This is a genomic window from Mycobacterium sp. NGS33 (assembly GCF_059812885.1).
In genome coordinates this window covers 1-22,273 of sequence record NZ_JCALDN010000023.1, presented here as the reverse complement: position 1 = coordinate 22,273, position 22,273 = coordinate 1, and the positions used below count along the sequence as shown (strand labels likewise).

The 22,273-nt window shown below is 67.8% G+C and carries 21 protein-coding genes; 1 reads left to right on the top strand and 20 read right to left on the bottom strand.

The window, feature by feature from the left end; genetic code table 11:
* Positions 1-16: 16 nt before the first annotated feature.
* Complete coding sequence (locus tag AC5Y5B_RS23045; RefSeq protein ID WP_112633454.1) at positions 17-517, bottom strand: VOC family protein; 501 nt, start codon at positions 515-517, stop codon at positions 17-19.
* A 133-nt stretch (positions 518-650) separates the two neighbouring features.
* A complete protein-coding gene (locus tag AC5Y5B_RS23040) occupies positions 651-1,334 on the bottom strand; it encodes a TetR/AcrR family transcriptional regulator (RefSeq protein WP_205869115.1) in 684 nt (227 codons plus the stop codon).
* Positions 1,335-1,457: 123 nt separating this feature from the next.
* Here AC5Y5B_RS23040 and AC5Y5B_RS23035 point away from each other — a divergent pair, with 123 nt between their 5' ends.
* On the top strand, positions 1,458-1,913 hold the full coding sequence (locus tag AC5Y5B_RS23035) for a nitroreductase/quinone reductase family protein (RefSeq protein ID WP_500006838.1): 456 nt from the start codon (positions 1,458-1,460) through the stop codon (positions 1,911-1,913).
* Positions 1,914-1,918: 5 nt separating this feature from the next.
* Here the strand turns inward: AC5Y5B_RS23035 and AC5Y5B_RS23030 are convergent, their stop codons facing one another.
* The 18 genes from AC5Y5B_RS23030 to AC5Y5B_RS22945 form a co-directional block, all read right to left on the bottom strand.
* Positions 1,919-2,596 carry an Rv1815 family serine proteinase gene (locus AC5Y5B_RS23030; RefSeq protein WP_112633417.1) on the bottom strand — a complete coding sequence of 226 codons (678 nt, stop codon included), beginning with the start codon at positions 2,594-2,596 and terminating at the stop codon, positions 1,919-1,921.
* Positions 2,597-2,689: 93 nt separating this feature from the next.
* Entirely contained in the window at positions 2,690-3,634 is a 945-nt protein-coding gene (locus tag AC5Y5B_RS23025; protein WP_205869114.1) for a sterol desaturase family protein, read from the bottom strand.
* An 88-nt stretch (positions 3,635-3,722) separates the two neighbouring features.
* A complete protein-coding gene (locus AC5Y5B_RS23020; protein WP_240631755.1) occupies positions 3,723-4,805 on the bottom strand; it encodes a cytochrome P450 in 1,083 nt (360 codons plus the stop codon).
* A 379-nt stretch (positions 4,806-5,184) separates the two neighbouring features.
* Positions 5,185-5,622, bottom strand: coding sequence for a hypothetical protein (locus tag AC5Y5B_RS23015; RefSeq protein WP_112633414.1), 438 nt, complete (start codon positions 5,620-5,622; stop codon positions 5,185-5,187).
* Between the two features lie 156 nt (positions 5,623-5,778).
* Positions 5,779-6,495 carry an MgtC/SapB family protein gene (locus tag AC5Y5B_RS23010; RefSeq protein WP_500006834.1) on the bottom strand — a complete coding sequence of 239 codons (717 nt, stop codon included), beginning with the start codon at positions 6,493-6,495 and terminating at the stop codon, positions 5,779-5,781.
* Positions 6,496-6,616: 121 nt separating this feature from the next.
* Positions 6,617-6,934 carry a DUF732 domain-containing protein gene (locus tag AC5Y5B_RS23005; RefSeq protein ID WP_112633413.1) on the bottom strand — a complete coding sequence of 106 codons (318 nt, stop codon included), beginning with the start codon at positions 6,932-6,934 and terminating at the stop codon, positions 6,617-6,619.
* On the bottom strand, positions 6,931-8,325 hold the full coding sequence (locus tag AC5Y5B_RS23000) for a PPE family protein (protein WP_500006832.1): 1,395 nt from the start codon (positions 8,323-8,325) through the stop codon (positions 6,931-6,933). The genes AC5Y5B_RS23005 and AC5Y5B_RS23000 overlap by 4 nt, the downstream gene beginning before the upstream one ends.
* Positions 8,326-8,330: 5 nt before the next feature.
* Positions 8,331-9,569, bottom strand: a complete 1,239-nt coding sequence (locus AC5Y5B_RS22995; RefSeq protein ID WP_500006830.1) for a PPE family protein — start codon at positions 9,567-9,569, stop codon at positions 8,331-8,333.
* Positions 9,570-9,746: 177 nt separating this feature from the next.
* The gene (locus tag AC5Y5B_RS22990; protein ID WP_112633410.1) at positions 9,747-10,073 is read right to left on the bottom strand and encodes a DUF732 domain-containing protein; all 327 of its coding nucleotides are present in this window, start codon (positions 10,071-10,073) and stop codon (positions 9,747-9,749) included.
* 109 nt (positions 10,074-10,182) lie between these two features.
* Positions 10,183-10,506 (bottom strand): DUF732 domain-containing protein, encoded by a 324-nt coding sequence (locus AC5Y5B_RS22985; RefSeq protein ID WP_500006822.1) that lies wholly within the window; start codon positions 10,504-10,506, stop codon positions 10,183-10,185.
* Positions 10,507-10,543: 37 nt separating this feature from the next.
* A complete protein-coding gene (locus AC5Y5B_RS22980; protein ID WP_500006819.1) occupies positions 10,544-11,947 on the bottom strand; it encodes a PPE family protein in 1,404 nt (467 codons plus the stop codon).
* A gap of 67 nt (positions 11,948-12,014) precedes the next feature.
* Positions 12,015-13,280 carry a PPE family protein gene (locus AC5Y5B_RS22975; RefSeq protein ID WP_500006817.1) on the bottom strand — a complete coding sequence of 422 codons (1,266 nt, stop codon included), beginning with the start codon at positions 13,278-13,280 and terminating at the stop codon, positions 12,015-12,017.
* Between the two features lie 1,096 nt (positions 13,281-14,376).
* Positions 14,377-16,209, bottom strand: coding sequence for a type VII secretion system ESX-5 AAA family ATPase EccA5 (gene eccA5 / locus AC5Y5B_RS22970; protein WP_112633406.1), 1,833 nt, complete (start codon positions 16,207-16,209; stop codon positions 14,377-14,379).
* Entirely contained in the window at positions 16,206-17,405 is a 1,200-nt protein-coding gene (gene eccE / locus AC5Y5B_RS22965) for a type VII secretion protein EccE (protein WP_500006812.1), read from the bottom strand. Before eccE ends, eccA5 begins: the two co-directional genes overlap by 4 nt.
* A gap of 16 nt (positions 17,406-17,421) precedes the next feature.
* Positions 17,422-19,263 carry a type VII secretion-associated serine protease mycosin gene (locus AC5Y5B_RS22960; protein ID WP_500006809.1) on the bottom strand — a complete coding sequence of 614 codons (1,842 nt, stop codon included), beginning with the start codon at positions 19,261-19,263 and terminating at the stop codon, positions 17,422-17,424.
* Positions 19,241-20,752 (bottom strand): type VII secretion integral membrane protein EccD, encoded by a 1,512-nt coding sequence (gene eccD, locus AC5Y5B_RS22955; protein WP_112633404.1) that lies wholly within the window; start codon positions 20,750-20,752, stop codon positions 19,241-19,243. The genes AC5Y5B_RS22960 and eccD overlap by 23 nt, the downstream gene beginning before the upstream one ends.
* 260 nt (positions 20,753-21,012) lie before the next feature.
* Entirely contained in the window at positions 21,013-21,915 is a 903-nt protein-coding gene (locus AC5Y5B_RS22950) for an ESX secretion-associated protein EspG (protein ID WP_112633403.1), read from the bottom strand.
* A 103-nt stretch (positions 21,916-22,018) separates the two neighbouring features.
* On the bottom strand, positions 22,019-22,273 hold a 255-nt coding region (locus AC5Y5B_RS22945; protein WP_500006805.1), incomplete at its 5' end, for a WXG100 family type VII secretion target.

Here is a 22,273-nt window from a genome sequence, read left to right as displayed (position 1 = left end):
TCCTCGCTGCCGCGGCTCACCGCTGCTCCTGTTTGATGTAGTCGTAAAAGGCCCGCATCTCGGGCGCAACATACGCCAACTCCACGTACGGCACGCCCGCCTGCGGCGCGGACAGGTAGACGAAGCGGATGCCGCCGGGCATCACGCCTCGCTGCACCACCGCGGCGCCCCGCTCGCCGGCCTCGCTCACCGCCACTTCGAGTTGCTCGGGGCTTTCGACCTCCATGCAGATGTGGTGCAAACCCGGCCCACAATCGGACAGGAAGTCACTATAGATGTTCTGGCCGCGGACCGGCTGGATCAACTCCAATTGCATGTCGCCGAGGTAGCTCAGCGAGATGCTGGCAAAGAAGTCGGCGGGTTCGCCGCGATAGCTGCAGGCGTCGGGAGCAAAGTGCACCTCGGGTATGCGTATCCACTTACGCACCCCTAACAGGCCGGTGAGGGCCGTTTCGGTGGCATCAAGGTCGGCGGTCACCCAGGCGATCTGCGTCGGGGATTCGAGAGGAAGCGTCATCGTCTCGCACAATAGTCCAATCGCCGGTCCGCCAGAAAGGGCCCAAAAGACTTTGCCACGGCTCGCCCGTCCGGCCACCTGGCCAGCGGGTGAACACGTTCTAATTCCGGCGGTCCGGGGCGCCGCGCGCCTTTCAGTGCTGGCCCAGTACGTCCACCAGCATGCGCAGCTGGGCATCGAAGACCGCCTGCGGGTCGGTCAGGGTGTCGGCGCCGTATTGCCCGAACACCTCGAGGCTGATGGCACCGAGCACCCCCGCCCACAGCAAAAAGCACTTGGCCAGCACCTGGTCGTCACCGGGGAACCCGAATTCATGACGGATGCGTTCGAAGTCGGATGACATCGGTTGCGGGGCAAGGTCATTCGTCAGCCGGATGTCGCCCGTGGCGATTCCGGCCGCGACCGCATCGAACAGCGCCGCCACCACCCGGGTACCCACCGCAACCGTGCGCTCGGGCGGCGCGTGATACCCGGGCACGGGACTGCCGTACAGCAGGGCCCAGCGGGCGGGGTGCGCGACGGCCCAATCGCGGGTCGCCCGCGCGATGGCGACCACATCGTCGCTCCACAGGTCTCCGACGGACTGGCGGGCGCGATCCACGGCGTCGGCCAGATCGGAATAGGCGTCGACCAGCAGCAGGGTTAGCAGTTCGTCGCGGCTGGACACGTAGCGGTACACCGCCGAGGACACCATGCCCAGGTCGCGGGCTATCGCCCGGACTGACAATCCGGCGGCGCCGCGGTCGACCAACTGGCGGCGACCGAGTTCGATGATGCGTGCCTCGATGTGCTCGCGCGATTCCTGGCGTTTGCCCACGTAGCCAGTCTGGCACAAACCGAGAACACCGCTCTTGCTTTCCGGCGCGGGTCGTGGCAGCATTCTCTCAACAGAGAGCACCGCTCTCGGAATTGGGACCACGATTCGCTGAGAGGTCACCACATGTCCCCGCGATACGAAGAACCGAACCGGGCCGCCCGCGCCGCCAACCGGGTCATCCGCTGGCTGGCCGACGCGGGGATCAGCATCGCCGGCACCCGGGCGTTGCGGGTCCGCGGCCGCACCACCGGAAAGCCGCGCGCCGTGGTGATCAACCTGCTGACCGTCGACGGCGTCGACTACCTCGTCTCGCCGCGCGGCAACACCCAGTGGGTCCGCAACGTCCGCGCGGCGGCCGTCGTCGAGGTGGGTCCCCGCTGGCACCGGAGAAGCCTCCGGGCCAGCGAGGTCGAGGACGCGGCCAAGCCCGAGGTGCTGAGGCGCTACCTGGCCCGGTGGCACTGGCAGGTCAAGGACTACGTCGCCGGTTTGACGCCGGACAGCAGCGACGAGCAGTTCCGCGCCGCCGCACCGACGATTCCGGTGTTCGCGCTGACCCCGATCGGCGCGGCCGGCTGAACAACCTAGTGCGCGTTGTCGCGCACTCCGAGGTCCTCGCGGACCTCCTGCGAGGTGGCCCCCCACGACACGGCGGCGGGCAGGTCGCCCCAGACGCTGTTGAAAATCCCGACGAGCTGCCCCGGACCGCCGTTGGGCGCCAGATACACCGGTCCACCCGAATCGCCGTTGTGGCTTTGCACGCCGTGCGACATGGTGAACCAGCCGTTGTTCACGCTCTCGACCGTCCCGCAGGTTTCGCCGGTGATCACGCCGAAATGGCAGACGGGCTGCCCGGGTGCGAGCGCCAGCCCGGGGTCCGAAACCAGCGGCCGGCCGCCCGGCAGGATGTTGTTCGCCGTCACGCTGTTGTCCAGCACGATCGCCTCGTAATCGCTGATCGTCTGGCTCGTGGACACCGTCGTCCCGCTGGGGGTGTTGTCCCGGAAGGCCGCCATCCGGCCGATGACGGCGCCGCCCCGGTCCGTCACCACGCCGGCCCCGCTCCGGCAGTGCCCCGCGGTGAACGCGATCTTGAGGGCGGGGTCGACGTAGCCCAGCGTGCAAACCCGGTTGTCCTGGCGTATCTCCATGCCCGGATACACCACGACGTCGGCTTTGGCCTGCGCGGCCGGCAGCAAGGAGGCGAGCGCCGCGACAGTAGTCGACGCGGCGAAAGCGCGCGTTGCCAGTCGATGCACCATGAACTCCGATCCATCGGGCCGATACTGACGGGAGGCGGGGCTACGGCGTAACCCTCCTCCACGCTCAGCTTTTCGCGCCGGCCCGCGCAAATGTTACAGCGAGGTCACGAGGCCGGTGGTGGCCTCGGCTTCACGGGCCGCCCGCGGCAGCCAGCCCGGCGGGCCGAACACGTACCCCAGCCGGTCGCGCAGGCGCTTCGCCGATCGCCAGTCGCGGGCGATCGCGACGTATTCGCGGGTCTGCAGCGTCCAGATGTTGAACGAGTCCACGGGCTTGGTGAGACCGTAGTGCGGCCGGAACAGCTCGGCCTGGAAGGTTCCGAAGAGCCGGTCCCAGACGATGAAGATGCCGCCGTAGTTCTTGTCGAGATACACCTTGTCCATTCCGTGGTGCACCCGGTGATGCGACGGTGTGTTGAACAGGAACTCGAACGGTCGCGGCAGCTTGTCGATGCGCTCGGTGTGGATCCAGAACTGGTAGATCAGGTTCAGGGAGAAACTGAAGAACACCATCCACGGCGGAATCCCCAACAGCGGCAAGGGAATCCACATCAGGATTTCACCGCTGTTGTTCCATTTCTGGCGCAGCGCGGTGGCGAAGTTGTAGTACTCGCTGGAGTGATGGGCCTGGTGGGTCGCCCAGATCAACCGCACGCGGTGCGCGATGCGGTGATAGGCGTAGTAGAGCAGGTCGACACCGAGGATCGCGATGACCCAGGTGTACCAGCGGGTCGCCGACAGATGCCAGGGCGCCACGTAGGCATAGATGGCGGCGTAGCCGAACAGCGCGAGCGTCTTCCAGCCGGCGGTGGTGGCCACCGACACCAGCCCCATCGAGATGCTGGCCACCGAATCGCGGGTGAGGTGCGCCCCCGACGCCGGCCGCGCTGTATCGCCCGTCTCGGCCGTCAGATGCTCGAGCTTTCGGGCCGCGGTCCATTCGAGGGTCAGCAACAGCAGGAAGAACGGGATGGCGAACAGCACCGGATCCCGCATCTGCGGAGGCAGCGCGGCCAGGACGCCTGAGAGGGCACTCACACAGGTAAGACTACGACGAGCGCGGCGCCACCAGTGCGCGTCGGTCGCCGCTGACGCGGCCGCGGATCAGCGGGGCGAACCCGGTGTTTCACCTCCAGCGCAGGGGCAACGACCTGAGCGCAAACGACGCCGCGGGGAAGCGGATCTCGGGCTGGTAGCCCGGCGGCAGTTCAAAGTCCGGAATCCGCTCGAGCCACTCGTGAATCACGATGGTCAGTTGCATCCGCGCCAAATGGGAACCGATGCAGCGATGAGGTCCGCCCCCGAACCCCCAGTGCCGATGCACCCTTCCATCCATCACCAGGTCGTCGGTCGAGATCGCGTCGCTGCCGTCGCGGTTGATCGCGGCAGTGCACAAGCGCACCGGCGTTCCCGGCGGCAGCGTCATGCCGCCCACGTTGACGAAGTCGGTGGTGACCCGCGCCGCCAGTGGCGCCGCCGGCTCGAGTCGAACGATCTCCTCGATAAAGGGTCTGATCTTGCCTGCATCACGGCGGAGATCACGCCGGAGTCGGGGGCGACGAGCCAGTTCGAATAGGGAGAAACCGATCGCCGCGGCCACGGTGTCCAGCCCGGACAGCACCAACAGGTGGCTCATGCCGAGCAACTCGAGGTCAGTGAGGTCGCCGGGACCGGTCATCACTTCGGACAGCAGGTCCGATCCCGGGTTCTTCCGCCGTCGCTGAACAACGTCTGTGAAGTAGGCCAGCAGCTCGCACCCGCCTGGTTTCCCCTCTACGCCGGCATCCTTCCAGCCGATCACGCGGTCCCGGTCTTCGAGCGGCAGCCCGAACAGGTCCATGAAGACCTGAAACGGGTAGAGGCGCCCGAAGTCCGCCATCGCCTCGCACGCGCCCCGGTCCACCAGGGCCGTGATCATTTCGCCGGCGTGGCGCTCCATAACGGGCTGGAACCGGGTCAATGCGTGGGGGCTGAAATACGGCTGCAAAATTTTGCGGTAGCGGGTGTGCTCGGGCGGATCGAACGCCGAAGGTAACACCGGCACGGCGCTGTCGGGCGGCTGAAGGGCCAGCTGTGCTGAGAAGAGGTTGGGCTGGCTCAGTGCCGCCAGCACGTCTTCGCGGCGGGTCAGGTAATAGGCGCCGTTCATGAAGACGACCGGGCCGCTATCCCGCAATATCTTCCACCCGAGGCCGCGATCGGTGCCCATCGGCAGCGCGGAAGCTTGCAGCCGGGGCAGGTGGAAGGTGGGCGGATCATTGTGGCCGGCGCTTTGGCTGCGGGGGTTGTGCGCGGGAGCGGCTTCTGCCGTCTCCAATCTGAAATTCATTGTTACCGCGCCTGTTTGACGGCCGTGCGGGCGGGTTGAATTTTGCGTGTAACCACGAATGTCCTTCCGAGACAATGGCGTTGAGAAAAGTGGCTGCCCGCGGAGCGCCCGTCATCAAGCCTGACGACGAGAAGCGTCGGGCGCCGTACGATTCGGGACGATCAGCGAGGACCCGTCGAATGCCTCGGCGTTGCGAGCGCATGGACGGGGAATGGATTCGGGATCGGCCCTTAGGGCTCGACTACCGACCGCGGGCCTCTCAGCAGCGAAGCATGCAGAACTGGATCGACCTGTCCGTGCCGCCGGCAGCGGAATCCATTGCAGCCCGGCACGTTTGCCCCGGAGGGGGTTGTGCTGTCGTCATCGACACGGCCGTGAAGGACAGGGGCAACAGCAGCCAGCCCCACGGCACCGACACGTGGGGCCAACTGACGGGCCGATCCCGGGTCATCCACGAGTTGCGAAATGGCTTTTTATCGGCCGGGAGGGAGCCCTGAACGAAGCCGCGCTCCCCGTCGTCGGCGAGCTGGAAGGCAACATCAGGCCGCGTCCGGGCGGCGTGCGCGTCGACACTGTGGGCCCTGTGAGTCCACGCCGCGGGCTCCGGCATGGCGGCAGCGGCCAATTGGGGACGCAATGAGGACCCGACGATCAACGCGACGAATGCGCTCAACGCGACGACGAGGGCGACCGTCAAGCGCCATCGTCGGCCCTGACGACCCTTCCAAAGGCCCACAGTGGCAGGACTTTACGATCCGAGTCTGATGTTCTGCCGCCAGCGAGCTGTGAACATCTTCAAAGCCCGGTGCAGGTTACTCACAGAGGGCCGCGGCCGCCCGCGCTACGTGAGCCCTCAGCGACGATCGTCGGACTGCGCTTCGTCCCCGGCATACCACTGCACCGCGCGGACGCCGGGCAGCAGCGACAGTTCGGCCACCAGCCGCTCCAGCCGGGCCGGGGCATCGCCGTTCATCAGCAGGTGGGCCGTCAGCGCGACCTCGTCGCCGTCCGGGTTGCCGGTGTGGATCCCGCGCAGCGTGATGTCGTTGCTGCCGGCGTGCTGGACGATCTGCGCTCGGGCGTACTTCTCGTGCTTGGGACGGCAGATGACCTGCACCAGATAGGGCAACAGGCTCTCGTCTTCCTCGGCGCTGTTGTCGCGGTCGATCAGCCGGCCGAGTGGGCGTCCCAACACATGGATGCCGATGACGGTGGCCGTGCCGATCAGCGCGAACACCAGATGTCCGGAAGCGGCCAGCACGCCGATCGCCGCCGAGCACCACAGGGTGGCCGCCGTGTTCAGGCCCCGGACGTTGACACCCTCCCGCAGGATCACGCCACCGCCCAGGAACCCGATCCCCGACACCACATAGGACGCGACCCGCGTGGGGCTGCTGTCGGAGGTGGCGGCCGCGTACAGGACGAACAGGGTCGCGCCCCCGGCGACCAGCGCGTTGGTACGCAATCCGGCCCGACGCGCCCGCCATTGCCGCTCCAGGCCGATGAGGGCGCCGCAGCCGACGCCGACACCCAGCCGGAGTGCGAAATCGAGAGCGCTCAGCGTCTCCAACGACACGCTCCTTCCCGGTTGCAAGACGGCGAAGGGAACTGAACCAAATCCGGGTTAACGGCAAGTGGAGCCCGACCCAACCGCTGACATTGGGAGTGTCCCGCGCGCGGCGAGTCCCAGGCTAACCGGTTTTGGGCGTCAGGTGGTGCGGGCAGTAGGCGTTCGATGCGAGAGCCGCGAATGTGGCCGCGGCGTCCAACGTCATCCCGGGATTCTGCTCCTTGATGTCGCTGACGACCTGCAAACCCGTCTCGCCCCTGCCCATCAACCCACACACCGCTTTGGCGGACGCGATGACTTGACCGGGGCTGCTGTAGGTGATGCCGGAATTGCCGAGGCTGGCCAGGAACGCGGCGTCATCGCCCTCGGGGTCGGCATGGGCGAGCGCCGCGAAACTGATCGCGCCGGCGGCGCCGAGCAGCGCAAGAAGGCCTCTCATGCCGTCCCCGCCCTTCCGGGCGGGGCGCCGGGCCGGGTCACGGTGGCCTTGTCCGCGCTGGACACGTGCACCGCATGGATGCCGGGCTTTTTCGACAATTGGTCGAGCAGAGCGTCGAGTCCGGCCTTGTCGACATTCCAGTGCTGCACGGCTTCCGGCTGCTTTTGCAGCTTGGCGATGACGTCGTCGAGTTTGACCGGCTCGGTGCTCCTCGTCGCGCCACCGGCGCGCGCGCGGACATCCCTGACGCTGACGACCTGCGGGGCGACGGCGCCCAGGGCGCCTCCGGTCAGGCTTCCCAGCGCCATGCCGCCGAGTAGGCCGCCCGGGATCCCGGCGGCGGGCGCCGCGGCCAGACCGGCGGTCGGGAGGCTGCTGGCCAACCTGATCGCCGGGGTCGCCGACGCCCAGGTCGGCGGCACCGAGAGTTTGCCCACCACGTTCGCCTCGCCCATGCCCGCCGATGCCGCGCTGGTCAGGCCGGCGCTCGCCGAACGCACACCGAGCCCGGCGCCGAGCGCGGACTTCGGAATGTCCAGGCCCTCGACCGGGGGTTTGTAAAACATCTTGAACTCGGTCATGGCGAGGTTGATCGGGCTCATGCTGTCGTTGGCGACGGTGCTGAACCGCCCGATGTCGGCGAGAATCCCGAAGGTGTTCTGCCACGTCGTCCCGGCCAACGGGGAACCCGTGAGCGTGTTGAGCACCTGGTCCCAGAATTCCATGTAGCCGCGGGAAGCGTTGCCGAGCGCCTCGAGCAGCTGGCTGATGACGCCGGACGGCGCGGCCTGCGCCGCCGCGTCGGTGGCGCTTGCCAGTGCGCTGGCCTGGCCCACCGCCGCCGACTGGGCGGCGATTCCGGTCGCATTGGTGGTTTCGGGCGGCTCGGCGAAGGGGGCAAGTCGGGTGGCGGCGGCAGAGGCGGTGGCGTAACCGAACATCGCGGCGGCGTCCTGTGCCCACATTTCGCCGTATTCGGCCTCGGTGGCGGCGATCGCAGTGGTGTTCTGCCCGAACACGTTGGTGGACAACAGCATTGCCAATCGTGCGCGGTTGGTAGCGATCTCGGTCGGTGGCACCACCGCCGCGAAGGCGCTCTCATACGCCGCCGCGGCCGCGGTGGCTTGGACGGCCGCCGTCTTGGCCTGCGCCGAGGTCATCGAGATCCAGGCCACGTAGGGCACCGCCGCGGCGGCCATGGCGACCGCCGACGGCCCGGCCCACGCCTCGTTGGCCAGGCCCTCGACGATCGAGCCGTAAGACGATGCGGCCGACTGCAATTCGCTCGCCAACGCGTCCCACGCGGCGGCGGCCGTCAGCATCGGCCCCGCCCCCGGACCCAGGTACATCTGGCCGGAGGTGATCTCGGGTGGCTGGAGAGCGAAATTCATCGCGCTCAATCCGCCGGTACCACAATGATTGTGGCGGTGGTGGCAACGCCATCGGCCGCCGCGGCGAGCCCGGTAGTGCCATTGCTGACGGTGCGCACCCCGGCGCCCGCCAGGGCGCGTCCGGCCAGACTGGCCGCGGCCATCTCGCCGAACATGACTTCGTGCGACATCGCGGGGATCGCCGGGACAGCCCCCGCGCTCGCGCTCGGCAGTACCGAGGCGACCGTCTTCATCACGGGTGCGGCTGCGGCCCAGCCTTGCGGAACCGACAGCGATCCCACCAGGGTCGCGCGGCCCATCGACCCCGCCACGCCGCCGATCTCCGGTGTCACCGCGGAGACGTAACCGCCCCGCAGCGGCGCCAGCGGCGAGAGCCCGCCGGCGACGGCCTTCCCGCCGCCGAGCAGTTCGGCCACGCCCGGCGCGTTCTGGGCCAGCCCCAGCGCCTGAAGGGACAGCAGCCACCAGCCGCCCGGCAGGATGATCGCCCCGATGGGGCTGTAGGCGCCGGTGACGGCGGCGAAAAATGGCCGCAGCGCGGCGGTGATGGGGTAAATGGCTTCGATGATCGATGCCGCGGGCGTCGCCGCCGCCAACGGGGTCGTCGCCAGGCCTTGCAGCATCGTGGGCAGCACGTTGGTCAGCGCGGGCAGCTGGGTTGCGACGTCCGACGCGGCATTCTGTGCCATCGCTGCGGATTGCGTCGCCACCGCGGATGGATCGGTGGTCGGCGGCGGCTCCGCGAAGGGCGACAACTGCGTGGCCGCGGCCGACGAGGCGGCGTAGGCATACATCGCGGCGGCATCCTGGGCCCACATCTCGGCATACTCCGCTTCGGCCGCCGCGATGGCCGCGGTGTTCTGGCCGAGGATGTTGGTGGCGATCAGCGTCATCAACAGGCTGCGGTTGGCAGCGATCACCGGTGGGGGCACCGTCGCAGCGAACGCGGTCTCGTAGGCCGCGGCGGCGAGCCTTGCCTGCATCGCGACCTGCTCCGCCTGTGCAGCGGACTGGGCCGCCCAGGCCACGTACGGGGCGACCGCGGCGCTCATCGACGTCGCCGCCGGTCCTAACCAGGACCCGACCGTGAGGCCTGAGATCGTCGAACTATAGGCCGCCGCAAAGGAATACAGCTCGGCTCCCAGCGCATCCCATGCCGCGGCGGCGGCCAGCAAGGGCCCCGATCCGGCGCCCACGTACATCCGTCCCGAATTGACCTCTGGTGGCAGCGCCCCAAAGTCCACCCGTCGCCTCCCGTCCTCCTCTGGCGCCAGGGTAGGAGCGGATAGGCGACCGACCGGCAAACAAGCTCCGGCTCAAATCGAATTCATGAGTTTCACATGCGGTACATATCTATGTTTCATGTGAGTACGGCAGGTGCTGCGCACCGTGCGGCGCTTCGCGGGTCGTCGCGCCCGCGGCTATCGTTTTCCGGTGAGTTGCTGCGGGCAATAGTATTTGGCCGCGATCGCCAGGAAAGACGTGGCGTGCTCGTTGGTCAGTCCGGGGTTTTCGCCCTTCAGCTCGTCGAGCATCTGTGGGCCGAACTCGCCGTTGGCCATCGACACGCACACCGCCTTGGCGAACTTGATCGCCCCGTCGGGGGTCGAGTAGGTGATGCCCGCACTCCGCAGGGAGGCCAGGAATCCGGCCTCGTCGACGCCGGCCGCCGCAGGGTCACCATGGGCGAGCGGGGCCATCGCGATCGCGACCGAAACGCCGACACCGAGCGCCAGCAGCAGTCTCATGACCGGTGATTGTCCCACGTGTCGGGGATGACCGCGGTGGCGAGCGGCGCATCACAGACTTGTTGAGCGGCAACTCGTTTCACAGATCACCGCCTCGCCCGCCGGGGCGTCAGGCCTTCGAAAGCTGCTGGGGGCAGTAGTACTTGGCGGAGAGCAGGGCGAAATTCGATGCCATCTCCATGTCCATCCCGGGGTTGTGGGTCTTGACGTCGTGGACCACCTCGAGGCCCGACTCGCCGTTGTTCAGGCACGAACACACCGCCCTGCCGGCCGCGGCGGCCGAGCCGGGGCTGTTGAAGCTGAAGCCGGCCTGCTGCAGTGCGGCGACGAAACCGCCGTCGTCCCCGTCCGGCACCGGCGGAGGATCGGCGTACGCCGGTGCGGCCAGCCCGACCATCGAAAAAGCACCAAGCAGCGCCAGTAGTCGTTTCATCTGTCACCCTTCCGTCGCGATGGATTACCTTTGCCGCTCAACCCAATTGGGCATCGGCGGGTATGACCTTTGACTTGTCGCCCTTCTTCAGATGCACCGCGTGGATGCCCGGCTTTTTGGCCAGCTGCTCGAGAAGCGCGTCGAGGTTTTCTTGATCGACGTTGTGGTGCTGCACGGTTTCGGGCTGCTCTGAGATCTGTGCGACAAGGCGTTTCAGTTGTTCGGGTGATTGCTTGTCTTTGAGGTCCTTGATGGGAGTCATCCGGTTGCGCACACCGGCACGCGCCACCGTGGGTCCGCCGGATCCGACGGCGCTGCCGAGCATCCCGGCCAGCCCCATCGAACTGAACAGGCTCCCCTGGCCCAGCGCGGCCGCCGGCACGGCCTCGGTTCCGGCCGCCGACAGGGCGGCCGCGACGGTCCTGATCGACGGGGTGGCCGTGGCCCAGCTCGGTGGGATGGACAGCTTGCCGACCAGGGTGCCGGCGTTGCCCATGCCGGCGATCGGGCTGATCGAGCTGTACAAGGTGCCGCGACCGAAACCCAGCGCCCCCAGGCCGGCGCCCAGCGCGTCTTTCGGCAGCGCCCCATATCCGATGGGCGGGGCGAACTTGAGCCATTGCGACATTGGGAAGTTGACCAGCAACCCGATGTCGTTGAACTGCGTGGTCAGGCCTAGCGGCACCTTCACGGCGTTGTACAAGCCCGTGTAGAAGCTCGACCCACCCGGCAATCCGTTCAAAAGATTGGTGACGAACTGGTTGTAGAGATAGGCGAGGTTCGCCGGGCCTGAGAACAATCCGCTGTAGGGCAGGGTGGTCGTGGCGGCGCTCGCCGCGGTGTTGGCGACGTTGGCGGCCGGGGTGCTCGCCGCCGACGTTACCGCGGCCGCCTGCATCGGCTCGGCCGCCTCATTGGTGGTCTTGGGCGCCGGGCTGAACTCCGTCAGGTTGTTCGATGCCGTCGCCGACGAGGCGAAGTAGGTGTCCATGGCGGTGGCGTCCTGAGCCCAAAACTCGCTGTATTGCGCCTCATTCGCGGCGATCGCCGACGTGTTCTGGCCAAAGAGGTTGGTCGCCACCAGCTGTGCGAGCAGGGCCCGGTTCTCCGCGATCACCGCCGGCGGCACGTGCGCGGCGAAAGCCGTCTCGTAGGCCGCGGCGGCCTCGGTCGCCTGGATCGCGGATTGCGCGGCCTGGGCGGCGGTCTGCTGCATCCAGGCCACGTACGGGGCGGCCGCGCTTGCCATCGCAATCGACGACGGACCCACCCACGGCCCGGCCGTGAGGCTCGAGAGCACGGACGAGTACGACGTTGCGGTGGACTGTAATTCGGTGGCCAGGTTCTGCCAGGCCGTCGCCGCGGCCACCAGCGACCCAGCACCCGGACCACTGTACATCCGGCCCGAATTGAACTCCGGTGGAAAGGCTCCGTAGAACATCTCGCGTACCCCTACCTTCGCTTCCGGCCGGACAGTGTCTGGCTGCCATACGATTTCGTCATCGCGATCACTCCTCGACGTACGGGATCACGATGATGGTGGCGGCGGCCGGATCGGCTTCGGCGGCAACGCCGCCCAGCGAACCGGCCGCGGAGGCGGCGGCGCCGCCGGGCCGTGTTGCGGCGGCCGCGACGGCGCGTCCGGCCAAGCTGGACAGGGCCATCTGGCTGAACGCGCCCTCTTCGCCGGCCATCGCGGCCGGTGCCGCGGCCATGTTGGTGGGCAGCACCTGGGCGATGGTTCGGATCGCCGGGGCGGCCTCAGTCCAGCCCTGCGGCACCGACATGCCGCCCACCAGGGCGGCTTTGCCCATCGACCCCGACGCCTGCCCCGCCCCGACCGCGGAGCTGAGCATGGGCTTGACGGCGCTGGCGCCATTGGTCAGCGGGGCCAACGCCCCGGAGATGGCCTTGGGTCCCGCGAGATAGGCGGCGGCGCCTTGCCCGTTCTGCCCCCAGGCGTAGGCCTGGCCGAATGACAGGAACGGACCGCCCGGGATGCTGCTCCAGGACTGCGGGGAGAACGGTCCGGTGGCGACCGACCAGAACTCGTTCCAGTTCGTTATCGCACTCGGCAGGGTGAGTGACGAACCGGACGTCGCCGTTGTCGTGGTGCTGGCATTGCTCGCGACCTGTGCCGCCGGCTGCATCGTGGTGCTCAGTTGTGCGAGGTGGCTGACGGTATTCGCGCTGGACTGCCCGGCGCTCTGGGTGACCGCGGCGGCCTGCGTGGTGCTGGCCGACTCGTTGGTGGTCTGCGGCGGCTCGGCGAACGGGGTCAGCGCAGCGGCGCTGGCTGAGGTCGCCGCGTAGGTATACATCGCGGCGGCGTCCTGCGCCCACATCTCCATGTAGTGGGCTTCGGTGGCGGCAATCGCCGGGGTGTTCTGGCCGAGGATGTTGGTCGCGATCAAAGTGGCCAGCAGCGCGCGGTTGGCGGCGATCACCGGCGGCGGAACTGTCGCCGCGAAGGCGGCCTCGTAGGCGCCGGCGGCCAGTTTGGCCTGGGCGCCCGCCTGTTCGGCTTGCGCGCCGGTGACATGGATCCAGGCCACGTAGGGCGCGGCCGCGGCCGCCATGGCGATAGACGATGGGCCCGTCCACGGTCCCGTTGCCAGAGTCTCGATGGTCGAGTTGTACGACGCCCCAGTGCTTTGCAGCTCGGCGGCCAATTCGTCCCATGCCGCCGCGGCGGCCAGCAGGGGCCCCGATCCCGCACCCACGTACATCCGCCCCGAGTTGTATTCCGGCGGATAAGCCCCGAAGTCCAACATCTAATGCCTCCGGTCCCTCATGCGGCGGCTGGCGCACGCACCGCGTCGCGGCCGGGGCATCGGCACAGTGGGCGCAACCCGCAAGGAATGCGCCGGAATCGTTATAGGACACATGTACAAACCCCATGTGCTACAGGCAACAAAGCCATACCGCTCCTAGCTGTGAATCGGCGCCCAAATGGCGTACGAACGACTAGTCAAGCCACGCTGCTATTTCACTGACGATGCTGCCGATCGGTTATTTCGGCGGGCGTTCCCGTCAGGTAAACATTTGTAAAAAACACATATCGGGGCCATCGACGGTCTGTGAGAGACCGCCTCCCACCACCGAAATTAGTGGCGCGCATCACTTTCCGAGCCACTTGTGGGCAGCATTAGACAACGGTCGAAGTAAATGAACGTGCAAGCCACAAGCGGCGTAAACCACAAGCTGAAGATCGGCGTCGTCGCCAATCTGATAAAGCGCTAGAAACTATTTCTTTGGCGTCTCGCTACTAATATCGGCGACCTCCATATCAATCACCACCCAACGCGAAGCCGGACATTTCCGGCGCATTTGCGTTCCCTGGATTCAATTAAGACCAACGCCGACGACGCTGTGCGGCAGTTGCATGACGCACCCCGTGGGGCCGGGCGTGCAGCCCCGCGGAGCCGGACCGCTCGCGGGCGACCTGTGGCGACGACCCGCCGGTCGGACGCCGAAGGCCCGCACCCCCCGGACCGGCACGCCCCCGGCGGCCTGCCCATCCGTGACCGTGGTCGTGTGCCAAGACCGCCCCGCGGGCCATTGTTCTTCTCGACTTCACCTATACGAGTAGACGTGGCCAATCTGCTGTGGCACTGATTAGCTACTGACAATTTCCTGTGCGGCAATCTCGCTAGCTCACATGGCTTTTTGGGCGCCTGTGAGGCGGTGTCTGCCCGCTTCTGCCGTTGCTGGGGCTCAGCAATTTGCCAACGGGCCGTACCGTTGGTCGATTTGATTTCGATGCGCGCGCTCTCAACCGGCGGGCGGGCGGCCCATCACTGTCGGCACGAGCTCGTTTTCATGACCGCCGGGCATGGCCCCAGCGGCGCGACAGGGCCTCGGAGCCGGCTAGTCCGACTTCTTCTCGGCTACCGCCGCGCTGAGACCCTCGGCGAGGTCCTCCTGGGTCAGTTCCTTGAACCGCAACAGTTGACGTTCGCTGAATTCGGTCACATCGCTGGCCAGCACCGCATCCAGATCCTCGTCGTCCAGCCGGAAACTGCGGTGATCGCGGGCCTTCTCCACCACGTTGCGCACGAAACCGGCGTTGCCGAGCGTATCGATGCCGCGGATGAGATCGCCGTCCTCGGAATAACTTTCGTCGAGATAGAACTTCGTGTACGACGGCAACAACGCCTGGGCCGACTCGTCGGTGATGACGTCTTCGTTCTCCTGGCCCATCAACCGCGTCAGCGCGACCAGCTCGTCGGGGGTGTAGCTGAAGAACTCGATGACGGTCGAAAACCGCCGTCGCAGACCCTGATTCACTTCCAGCATCTTGTCCATGGCCTTGGCGTAACCGGCGCCGAAGACCACCAGCTCGTCGCGATGGTTCTCCATGTACAACAGCAGCGTGTTGATGATCGCGTTGCCGTACGGGTCACCCTGCTGGTAGCCCTTCTCGTGCAGCGTGTGCATCTCATCGAAGAAGACCGCGCCTCCCAGGGCGCCCTCGAGCATCTCCTCGGTGTTCTTCTCCGCGTCGGCCATGTACCGGCCCAGCAGCTTGGTGCGGCTCGTTTCCACCACCACGGGTTTGCGCAGCACGGTCAACCCGCACAGCTGCTTGCTGAAAGCCCTTGCCACCGAGGTCTTTCCGGTGCCGGGCGGGCCGAGCAGCAGCGTGTGGCGCGAGGTGACCGGCACCGGAAGGCCCATCTTGGCGCGGGCCAGGTTCACCTTGGTCGTCGACTTGATGAGCTTGATCTCGCGCTTGGCGCGTTCCATGCCCAGCATGGCGTTGAGCTCGGCATCGCCTTCGGCCAGGTACTTCGCCGCCTCCTCGGCGTGGCGAGCGGCCTCGGTCTCGGCCCGGGTGGGCGCGCTGTCCTGGTCCCACGGGTCGGTGCGGGCCTCGATCGTTTCCGGATCGGTCAGGACCAGGCGGTAGTTGGGGTTGTCCAGCGCCTCGCGCGCCGGCGTGAACTTCGGATCCCTTGAGTACACCCGCCGCAACAGCTCGACGGCCTCGTCCTCGCGGCCCAGGTGCCGCAGGCACATGCCCTGGGTGTACAACGCGATGTTGGCCGCGCCCGGCACCCGATCGCCTTCGATGGCATCCTGCCCGCGGCGTAACGCCTCCTCGAACACACCCAGGGAAGCCAGCGCCGTGGTGGCCATCGCGGCACCGGCGGCCTTCAGCTCGGGCTGCCGCCAGCTCTTTCCCTCGGCGAACTCGTTGAGCACGTCCGGCCACCGAGCGGTGCGAAAGTACAGCACGCCGCGCACGTAGCTGACCAGTTCCTCGTCGACGGGCTGGCGGGGCTCGACGCTGTCGATCAGTTTCGAGGCTTCCTCGTAGCGTTTCGCCTCGGCCAGAACCGCGGCGTACGCGCATGCCAATGTCTCCACACTGGTCACCGCCAGCCGCAGGAACAGGCCGTCGGAGACCTCGGGACGGAACTGCAACTCGGTGACCCCGAGGCGGCGAGTCTCCCACCCGAACGTCCGGATCGACGACCACGCACCGGCCAGCACGTCAATGCTCTGCTCCCCCACCAGGATTCGCGCCAGCCAGGCGTCACACATCCCCGGATCCAGGTTGGTCGCGGTGGCGAACATCTGCGCCGCAACCTGTGGATTGTGGCTGGGCTGAAGGCCGTTGACCGAGACGCCGGAGGCCAACAGCCCGGCGACCATCGCGTTACGGGCGCCTTCGGCGGTGGATTGCGGCCTCGTCATTGCGCTACAGGAACGCCCGCCGAGCTCCCTCGCAGCTGGTCGACGGATAACGCAAGGTCCTCGTCGTCGGCGCGCAGCGGACGACTCGGCACGACCAGCAGGGGGCGCGCCGTGGGGGCGGGCAGGCTCGCTCGCACCGCGGCCAGTTGGCGTCCGGTGAGCCGGTTGAGGCCCGACGAGACGTTTCTGCGCAACCGCTTCTCGGTGTGGTAGCGAACCCACGCCGATACCTGCGGCCGGCCGCCGCGCGAGGTGAGCCGGATGGTGAGCACGGTGGCGAAGGTCTCGTCGTCCCACAGCTCGTCCAGCTTGTCGGTGGTGATGTCCGACGGCGACAGCCACAGGCTGGTGACGAAACCGTTGAAATGCTTGAGGCGGCGCCAGCCGGGGCGGCTCCAGGTCGGTTCCAGGTCGGCGAGCACCGCGCGGTCGACTTCGGCGAGCTCTTCCGCCGTCAACGGCTTGGCCGCGCAGGTCAGCCCGTCGAGATCCTGGGCGAGCCGCTCGGTGGCCGCCACCAGGGTGGAGGCCAGCGAATCGCGCGCGGCCACCGCGGCGACATTGCGCTGCGGATTCATCCGCAACACCAGCCAGGTGCGGCGAATGTACGAGGTCGGCTGATCGTTGGCCACCTCCCATTCCTCGGGCCCCCAGTCGTCCAGCTTGGACAACTCGGCGGCGTTACCGCCGCGGCGGACCTTCACCGACACGATGTCGATGTCGTCGAGGTGGATGTCGAACTGGCGCAGGCCCGACGCGACCGCCGACACCAGCAGGGTGGGGGGCGAATTCCGGTGGCGCAGGCGCGAGGCCGACTCGTCGTCGCCGCCGTTGATGGCGATCACCGTGACCAGTTGGCCGTCGTGCTGGCGCACGCCGACCGTGTCCCGCCCGAATTTGCGGTGGTGATCGACCGCCGGGGTGCAGCCGGCGGCCAGCGCGGAACCCGGGTCGGCGGACCAGTCCCACAGCCAGGTGGCCAGCCCCGACGTCACCGTCAGCCCGTGATAGGTCACCAGCGACAGCAAGGTCACCAGCACGGCCAGGCCGACACCCACCCAGAACGCGATGCGATAGGTGCCCTGCCAGGACTCGGGACAGTGGCTGGCCACCACCATGATCACGACGTCGACCACGAACACGGTGGTCAGCCGCGGCCACGACAATGACAACCCAAACCTGCGCTGACGCTTCATGAAAGGTGCTCCGCCCCTATTGCTGTTTCCGCGATCGCTTCATCAGCATCGCCGTACCGAACACTCCGCCGCCGATGAGTAGTGCGCCGAGCAAGCCGCCGGCGGCCACCCACACTGGCACCATATCCCTGGGCGGGACGGGTTTCGGAATGTTCAGCGGTGCCGACAGTTGCTGCGGTGGTTTCACCGGACCGTCAGGCACGTCCCAGGTCAGTGCCGCCACCGGGTCGACGACGCCGTGACCGACCTGGTTATCCACGCCGCGCGCCGGCGCGCGGGCGGTGCGTGTCAACCGGTTGATGACCTGATACGCCGATAGCTGCGGGAACTTCGCCCGAACGAGCGCCGCGACCCCGGACACGATCGCCGCCGAGAAGCTGGTGCCCGACGGCACCAGCAGCGTGTTGTCGGGCCCGTCGATCGCGTTGATCAGGCCGTCGTCCCGGGGCGACAGGCCGATGACGTCCGTTCCCGGCGCGGCGATCCCGACCCACGGTCCGGCGACGCTCGTCGACGCCTGGCCCTGGTTGCCCTGGCTGAGCGGGCGCCCGTCGTTGTCCACGGCGCCGACCGTCAGGACGTAGTCGCTGAACCACGACGGCGTCACGACCGTGGTGACCGCGTTCCAGTTGCGAGGATCGTTGGGCTGCAACGGATCATGGGGCGGATTCTGCTTGCAGTCCTTCTTGCTGGTGTCACCGGCCGCCGCCACGATGACGGCGTTCTTGTCGACCGCCGCGTAGCGCACCGCCGCGCCCAGCGAGCGCTGGTCGATGATGTTGCGCGCGCTCATGCAGGTCACATCGGAGATGTTGATGACCTGTGCCCCCATGTTGGCGGCATGCACGATCGCCCGCGCCATCGTCTGGACGTTGTCGATCTTCGCCGAGGTCTGTGGGTCCTCGTCGCCGGTGTAGGCGTCCTTGAGGCCGAAGGCCTGGCTGGATTGCCGGATCGCGATGATGTCGACGTCCGGGGCCACCCCGCTGAACGCGTCCGGACCGGCCTTGGCGGGCGGCGGCGGCGGCGGTGGTGGCGGCGGGTCCAGCGGTTGCGGGCCGCGCCGATTGTCGACGTTGGCCACGTGCCCGCCACCGGAGTAGCCGGGAATGGTCACCGTGCCGCCGCCCTGGGCGGCCGCCGGCGCCTGCCCGTTGGGGCCCGGCCCGGCCTGGGCCGGCCCCGGGGGTGGGCCGGCGGGCGCTGGGGCCGCCGGTGGCGGCGGCGCCCCGAAGGGACCTGGAGGCGGTTGCTCCTGCGGTGTCGGCGGGACCATCGTGACGGTCTGGGGCAGCGGTGACAGGGTCACGGTCTGCGGCGGCGGCGCTTTCGGCGGTGGTTCGGTGGTGGGGATGGTGACCGGCTTGCGCGGCGCCGCCGGCGGCACCCCGGCCCCGTTGGCCGAGGCCGCACCGATCATCGACGCCACGATGGTGCCGTGCGCGTCGCAGTCGGACAGGCCGTCGCCGGCCATGATGTAATCACCGCCGGCAATCAGGTGGGGAAACCGCGGGTGCGGCGTCACGCCCGTGTCGATCACGGCCACCTTCACGCCGGCACCACGACCGAACTGCCAGGCCTCCTGCAGGTTCAGCATGTCCATGTACTTGGGTTGCAGCCGGAAGTCGGTGCCGGGCAGCACGCCGACCTCGGTGCAGTACGAGTTCTGCTTCATCGGCGCCCCCGGCCCCGGCGGACCGTCCGGCGGCACAGCCCCCGGATCGATCGTCGGGGGCGAGATCGCGTACGCCGGAGGCAAACCGGCTAACGCACCCGACGCGAGCAGCGTGGCGGCGATGGCCGCAGCGGACGCGCGACCCCGCCACACCTTGCCGTTAGCGATAGCGGATAGCTGCATAGACATTCATCAACCACAATGCCAGCGGGAAAATTGGCATCAGGCAGAGGTATTCAATCCATTCCACGAATTTGCGGAATAGCGGGCTGTAGACCGTGTTCGGCACCACGGCCGCCGACGTCAGTCCCGCGGCCGGCAGCAGCACCAGGATCGCCGCGCTGATCGAGACCGCGAGCGGTGACTGCAGCACCAGCGCGTAGCGCAACACCACCGCACCGACGATCAACACCGCCGTTCCGGCCAGGGTGATCGCCTGCCAGCGGTCGACGTAGGAGCGGCCGCGCAGCATCAAAAAGCCCGCGCAGAACCCGGCCAGCAGGACGGGCAGCCAGCGTTGTCCGGTGTGCGGGTCCGACAGCGCGGCCAGGGAGACGATCATCAGCACGCCGAGCCCGATCAGCAAACCCGACAGGAAGGACCGGGCGCGTTCGGCCTGGGTCAGCACGTCGCGGACCGAGGCGGGCCCCTCCAGGACCGGAGGACCGCCGTCGGAGCGCACCACGGTGGTGGGCAGGTCGGGCCGGGCCTCGAACACCCATCGGCTGGTGGCCGACGGGAAGACGGGCAACCGGATGCCGGCCAGCCGCCGGGAGATCGCCGGCGCGCTTTGGTAGATCATGACGGACACCAGCACGACGCAGGTGAACAGCGTCACGGCGCTGGTCATCGCGACCATCCGCGCCAGCGCGGCCACCGCCGTGATCAGGCTGACGGTGACGATCGCGGTGTAGATCGCCAGCCGGCGCCCGGTGAAGCGCAGCGCGAGGATCGCGGCGATGGTGAGGACGCCGAATCCCAATACCCCGTGCGGCGATCCGACGCCGCCGGGCGGGGCGGCCGCGGCCGCGATCGAGAGGGGCGCGAGGCTGCTCAACAGCATGGTGTCGCCGACGCGCCGTTCCTGCTGCGTGCTCGCCCGCATCAACAGCATCAGCGAAACGCCGAGCACCACCGCGCCGATCACGCCGGCGTAGACCGTCGGCAGCCACGAGTTGTGGTGCCAGCGCCACCAGCCGAGCAGGCCGGCGGCGGTCGTCACCCCGACGGCCACCATCGTCGCCCCGACCTGCACCGCGACGACCGGGTCGATGGCGGCGAAGCGCTTGCTGAGGTCCGCTGCGACGGCGGTGGAGATGTGCTCGATGACCTGCGAGCGGTGCTCGGTGTCCGGGATGAAGCGGATCCACAACCGGTCGCCGTCGTAGACGTCCTGCTCGCTCAGCGATTGGGTGGCCCGCAGCGGCGAGCCGTCCACCAGGCACAGCGCCCAGCGGCCCCGGCCCGACGCCTCCAACGGGGACTCACCGAGTTCGCGCAGCCGGCTGTTGACCACCTTCAGCAACGGGTCGGTCATCACCGAGACGGGGGCGTTGGCGTCCAGCAGGACGCCGATCTGGACACCCGCGCCGGCCATCACGCCGACGACGACTGCCTGAGGCTGCGAGATTCCCTCTACGTCAGGCTGTGGTACTTCAACTACCGCAGTCATCGCCCTGTACTCCCTATCGTGATGAATGTGTGAGCCCGTGCCGCCAGTCGCGCGCGGGCGTGCGCCGGTGTCCTCGCCGAGGTGCTGCGGCCCCCCGCGAAGTGCATCCCGACTAATTGGAATTCCATCTGCCTCGCCTTGCGATTAAGAGTCGTCGTTGAAACCGGTTGGAGATTTGCTGATGTCTTTCAGAGAAGTATGCCGTGTTCGCAGCTCAACCGCATGTTGAGTGCAAAGACATTGGTGAACTCTGTGTTTCGTCAGACCCTGCTGTGGGTTTTCCACTCGCCGTAGGGAAGCGTGTCGAGCACGGTCTTGACGCCGACCTGCACGAGCTGGGGGGTCGCCGGGCAGATGGCCAGCCACGCCTCCCCCGAACCCGCGGTGCGGGCCTGCTGATAGAGCGCGATGCGTCCGCCGGAGCCGTCTTTGAGTGACAGCACCGACGCGCTGGGGCCCTTGGCGTCGTCCTGGTACTGGCGGGCGTACACCGCCACCTCGGCCGCGGGGTCGGACAGCGCCTGGCCGAGCGCGGCCACGGTGGCGGCGCTGATGCCCATCCGGCGCAGGTCTCCCCCGGAGAACACGTTGAAGCCGGACTCCTGCCAGGACTTGGTCGCTTCCAGCATTTCCTCGAGCGGCACGTTGACGGCGTTGATCGCGGCGGGCTCGGCGTGGTGGATGGATTCGAGGGCGTCGATCACCAGGGACGCGATCGAGGCGCTGTCGGCGACGGCGACGTCGTCGACGGTGATCTCGCCGCCGACCCGAACCGCCGACACCCAGTGCTGTCCGCGGCGGGCCAGCACCACCCGAAACTCGTTGTCGGGGATATCGCGCGACCCGGGGGGCTGGTTCTCGTCATCGAGCACGCCGTAGGCCAGCTTGCCTCGGGACAACAGGGCGACCACCTCGAGGTCGGGCGCCGCGAGCACCCGCATTCGCGCGGCCACGTGCTCGTTCACCTGGTCGTTCTCGACGATGCCCTGCTCGCGCATCACCGCCATCCCGGGATGTTCGTTGAGCCAGTCGCTCGAGTCCGTAGACACGTATGGCCGGCACCGCAGCTCGGGCGCGACGTGCCGGATGTCCAGCAGCGCCTGGAGCATCCAGAAACCGTCGACGTTGACAGTGATGTCGGTGCGGGTGCTCTGTTGGTCCATCACTTCCCCAATTGGTCCCTAGTACTTCACGCCAAACTTCACGGTAACCGCAGGACGCGGCAGCACACCGACGGGTGGTGTGCTGCCGCGCCTGAAGTTGCGGTTAGGCCCAGCTGGACCCAACGGCGCTGTCGGTGCTGGCCATGTTGCTGCCCGCGGACTGAACCTTCTGTCCGTGGGAGTTGGCCTGCTCGTAGATGACCTGGAAGTTGCGACCCAACTGGGTGATGAACTCCTGGCATGCCACCGAACCCGCACCGCCCCAGAAGTCGCCGGCAGCAAGCACATCGCGAACGATGGCCTGGTGCTCGGCCTCCAAGGACGCGGCCTGGGCGCGGATCAAGGCACCGTGGGCGTC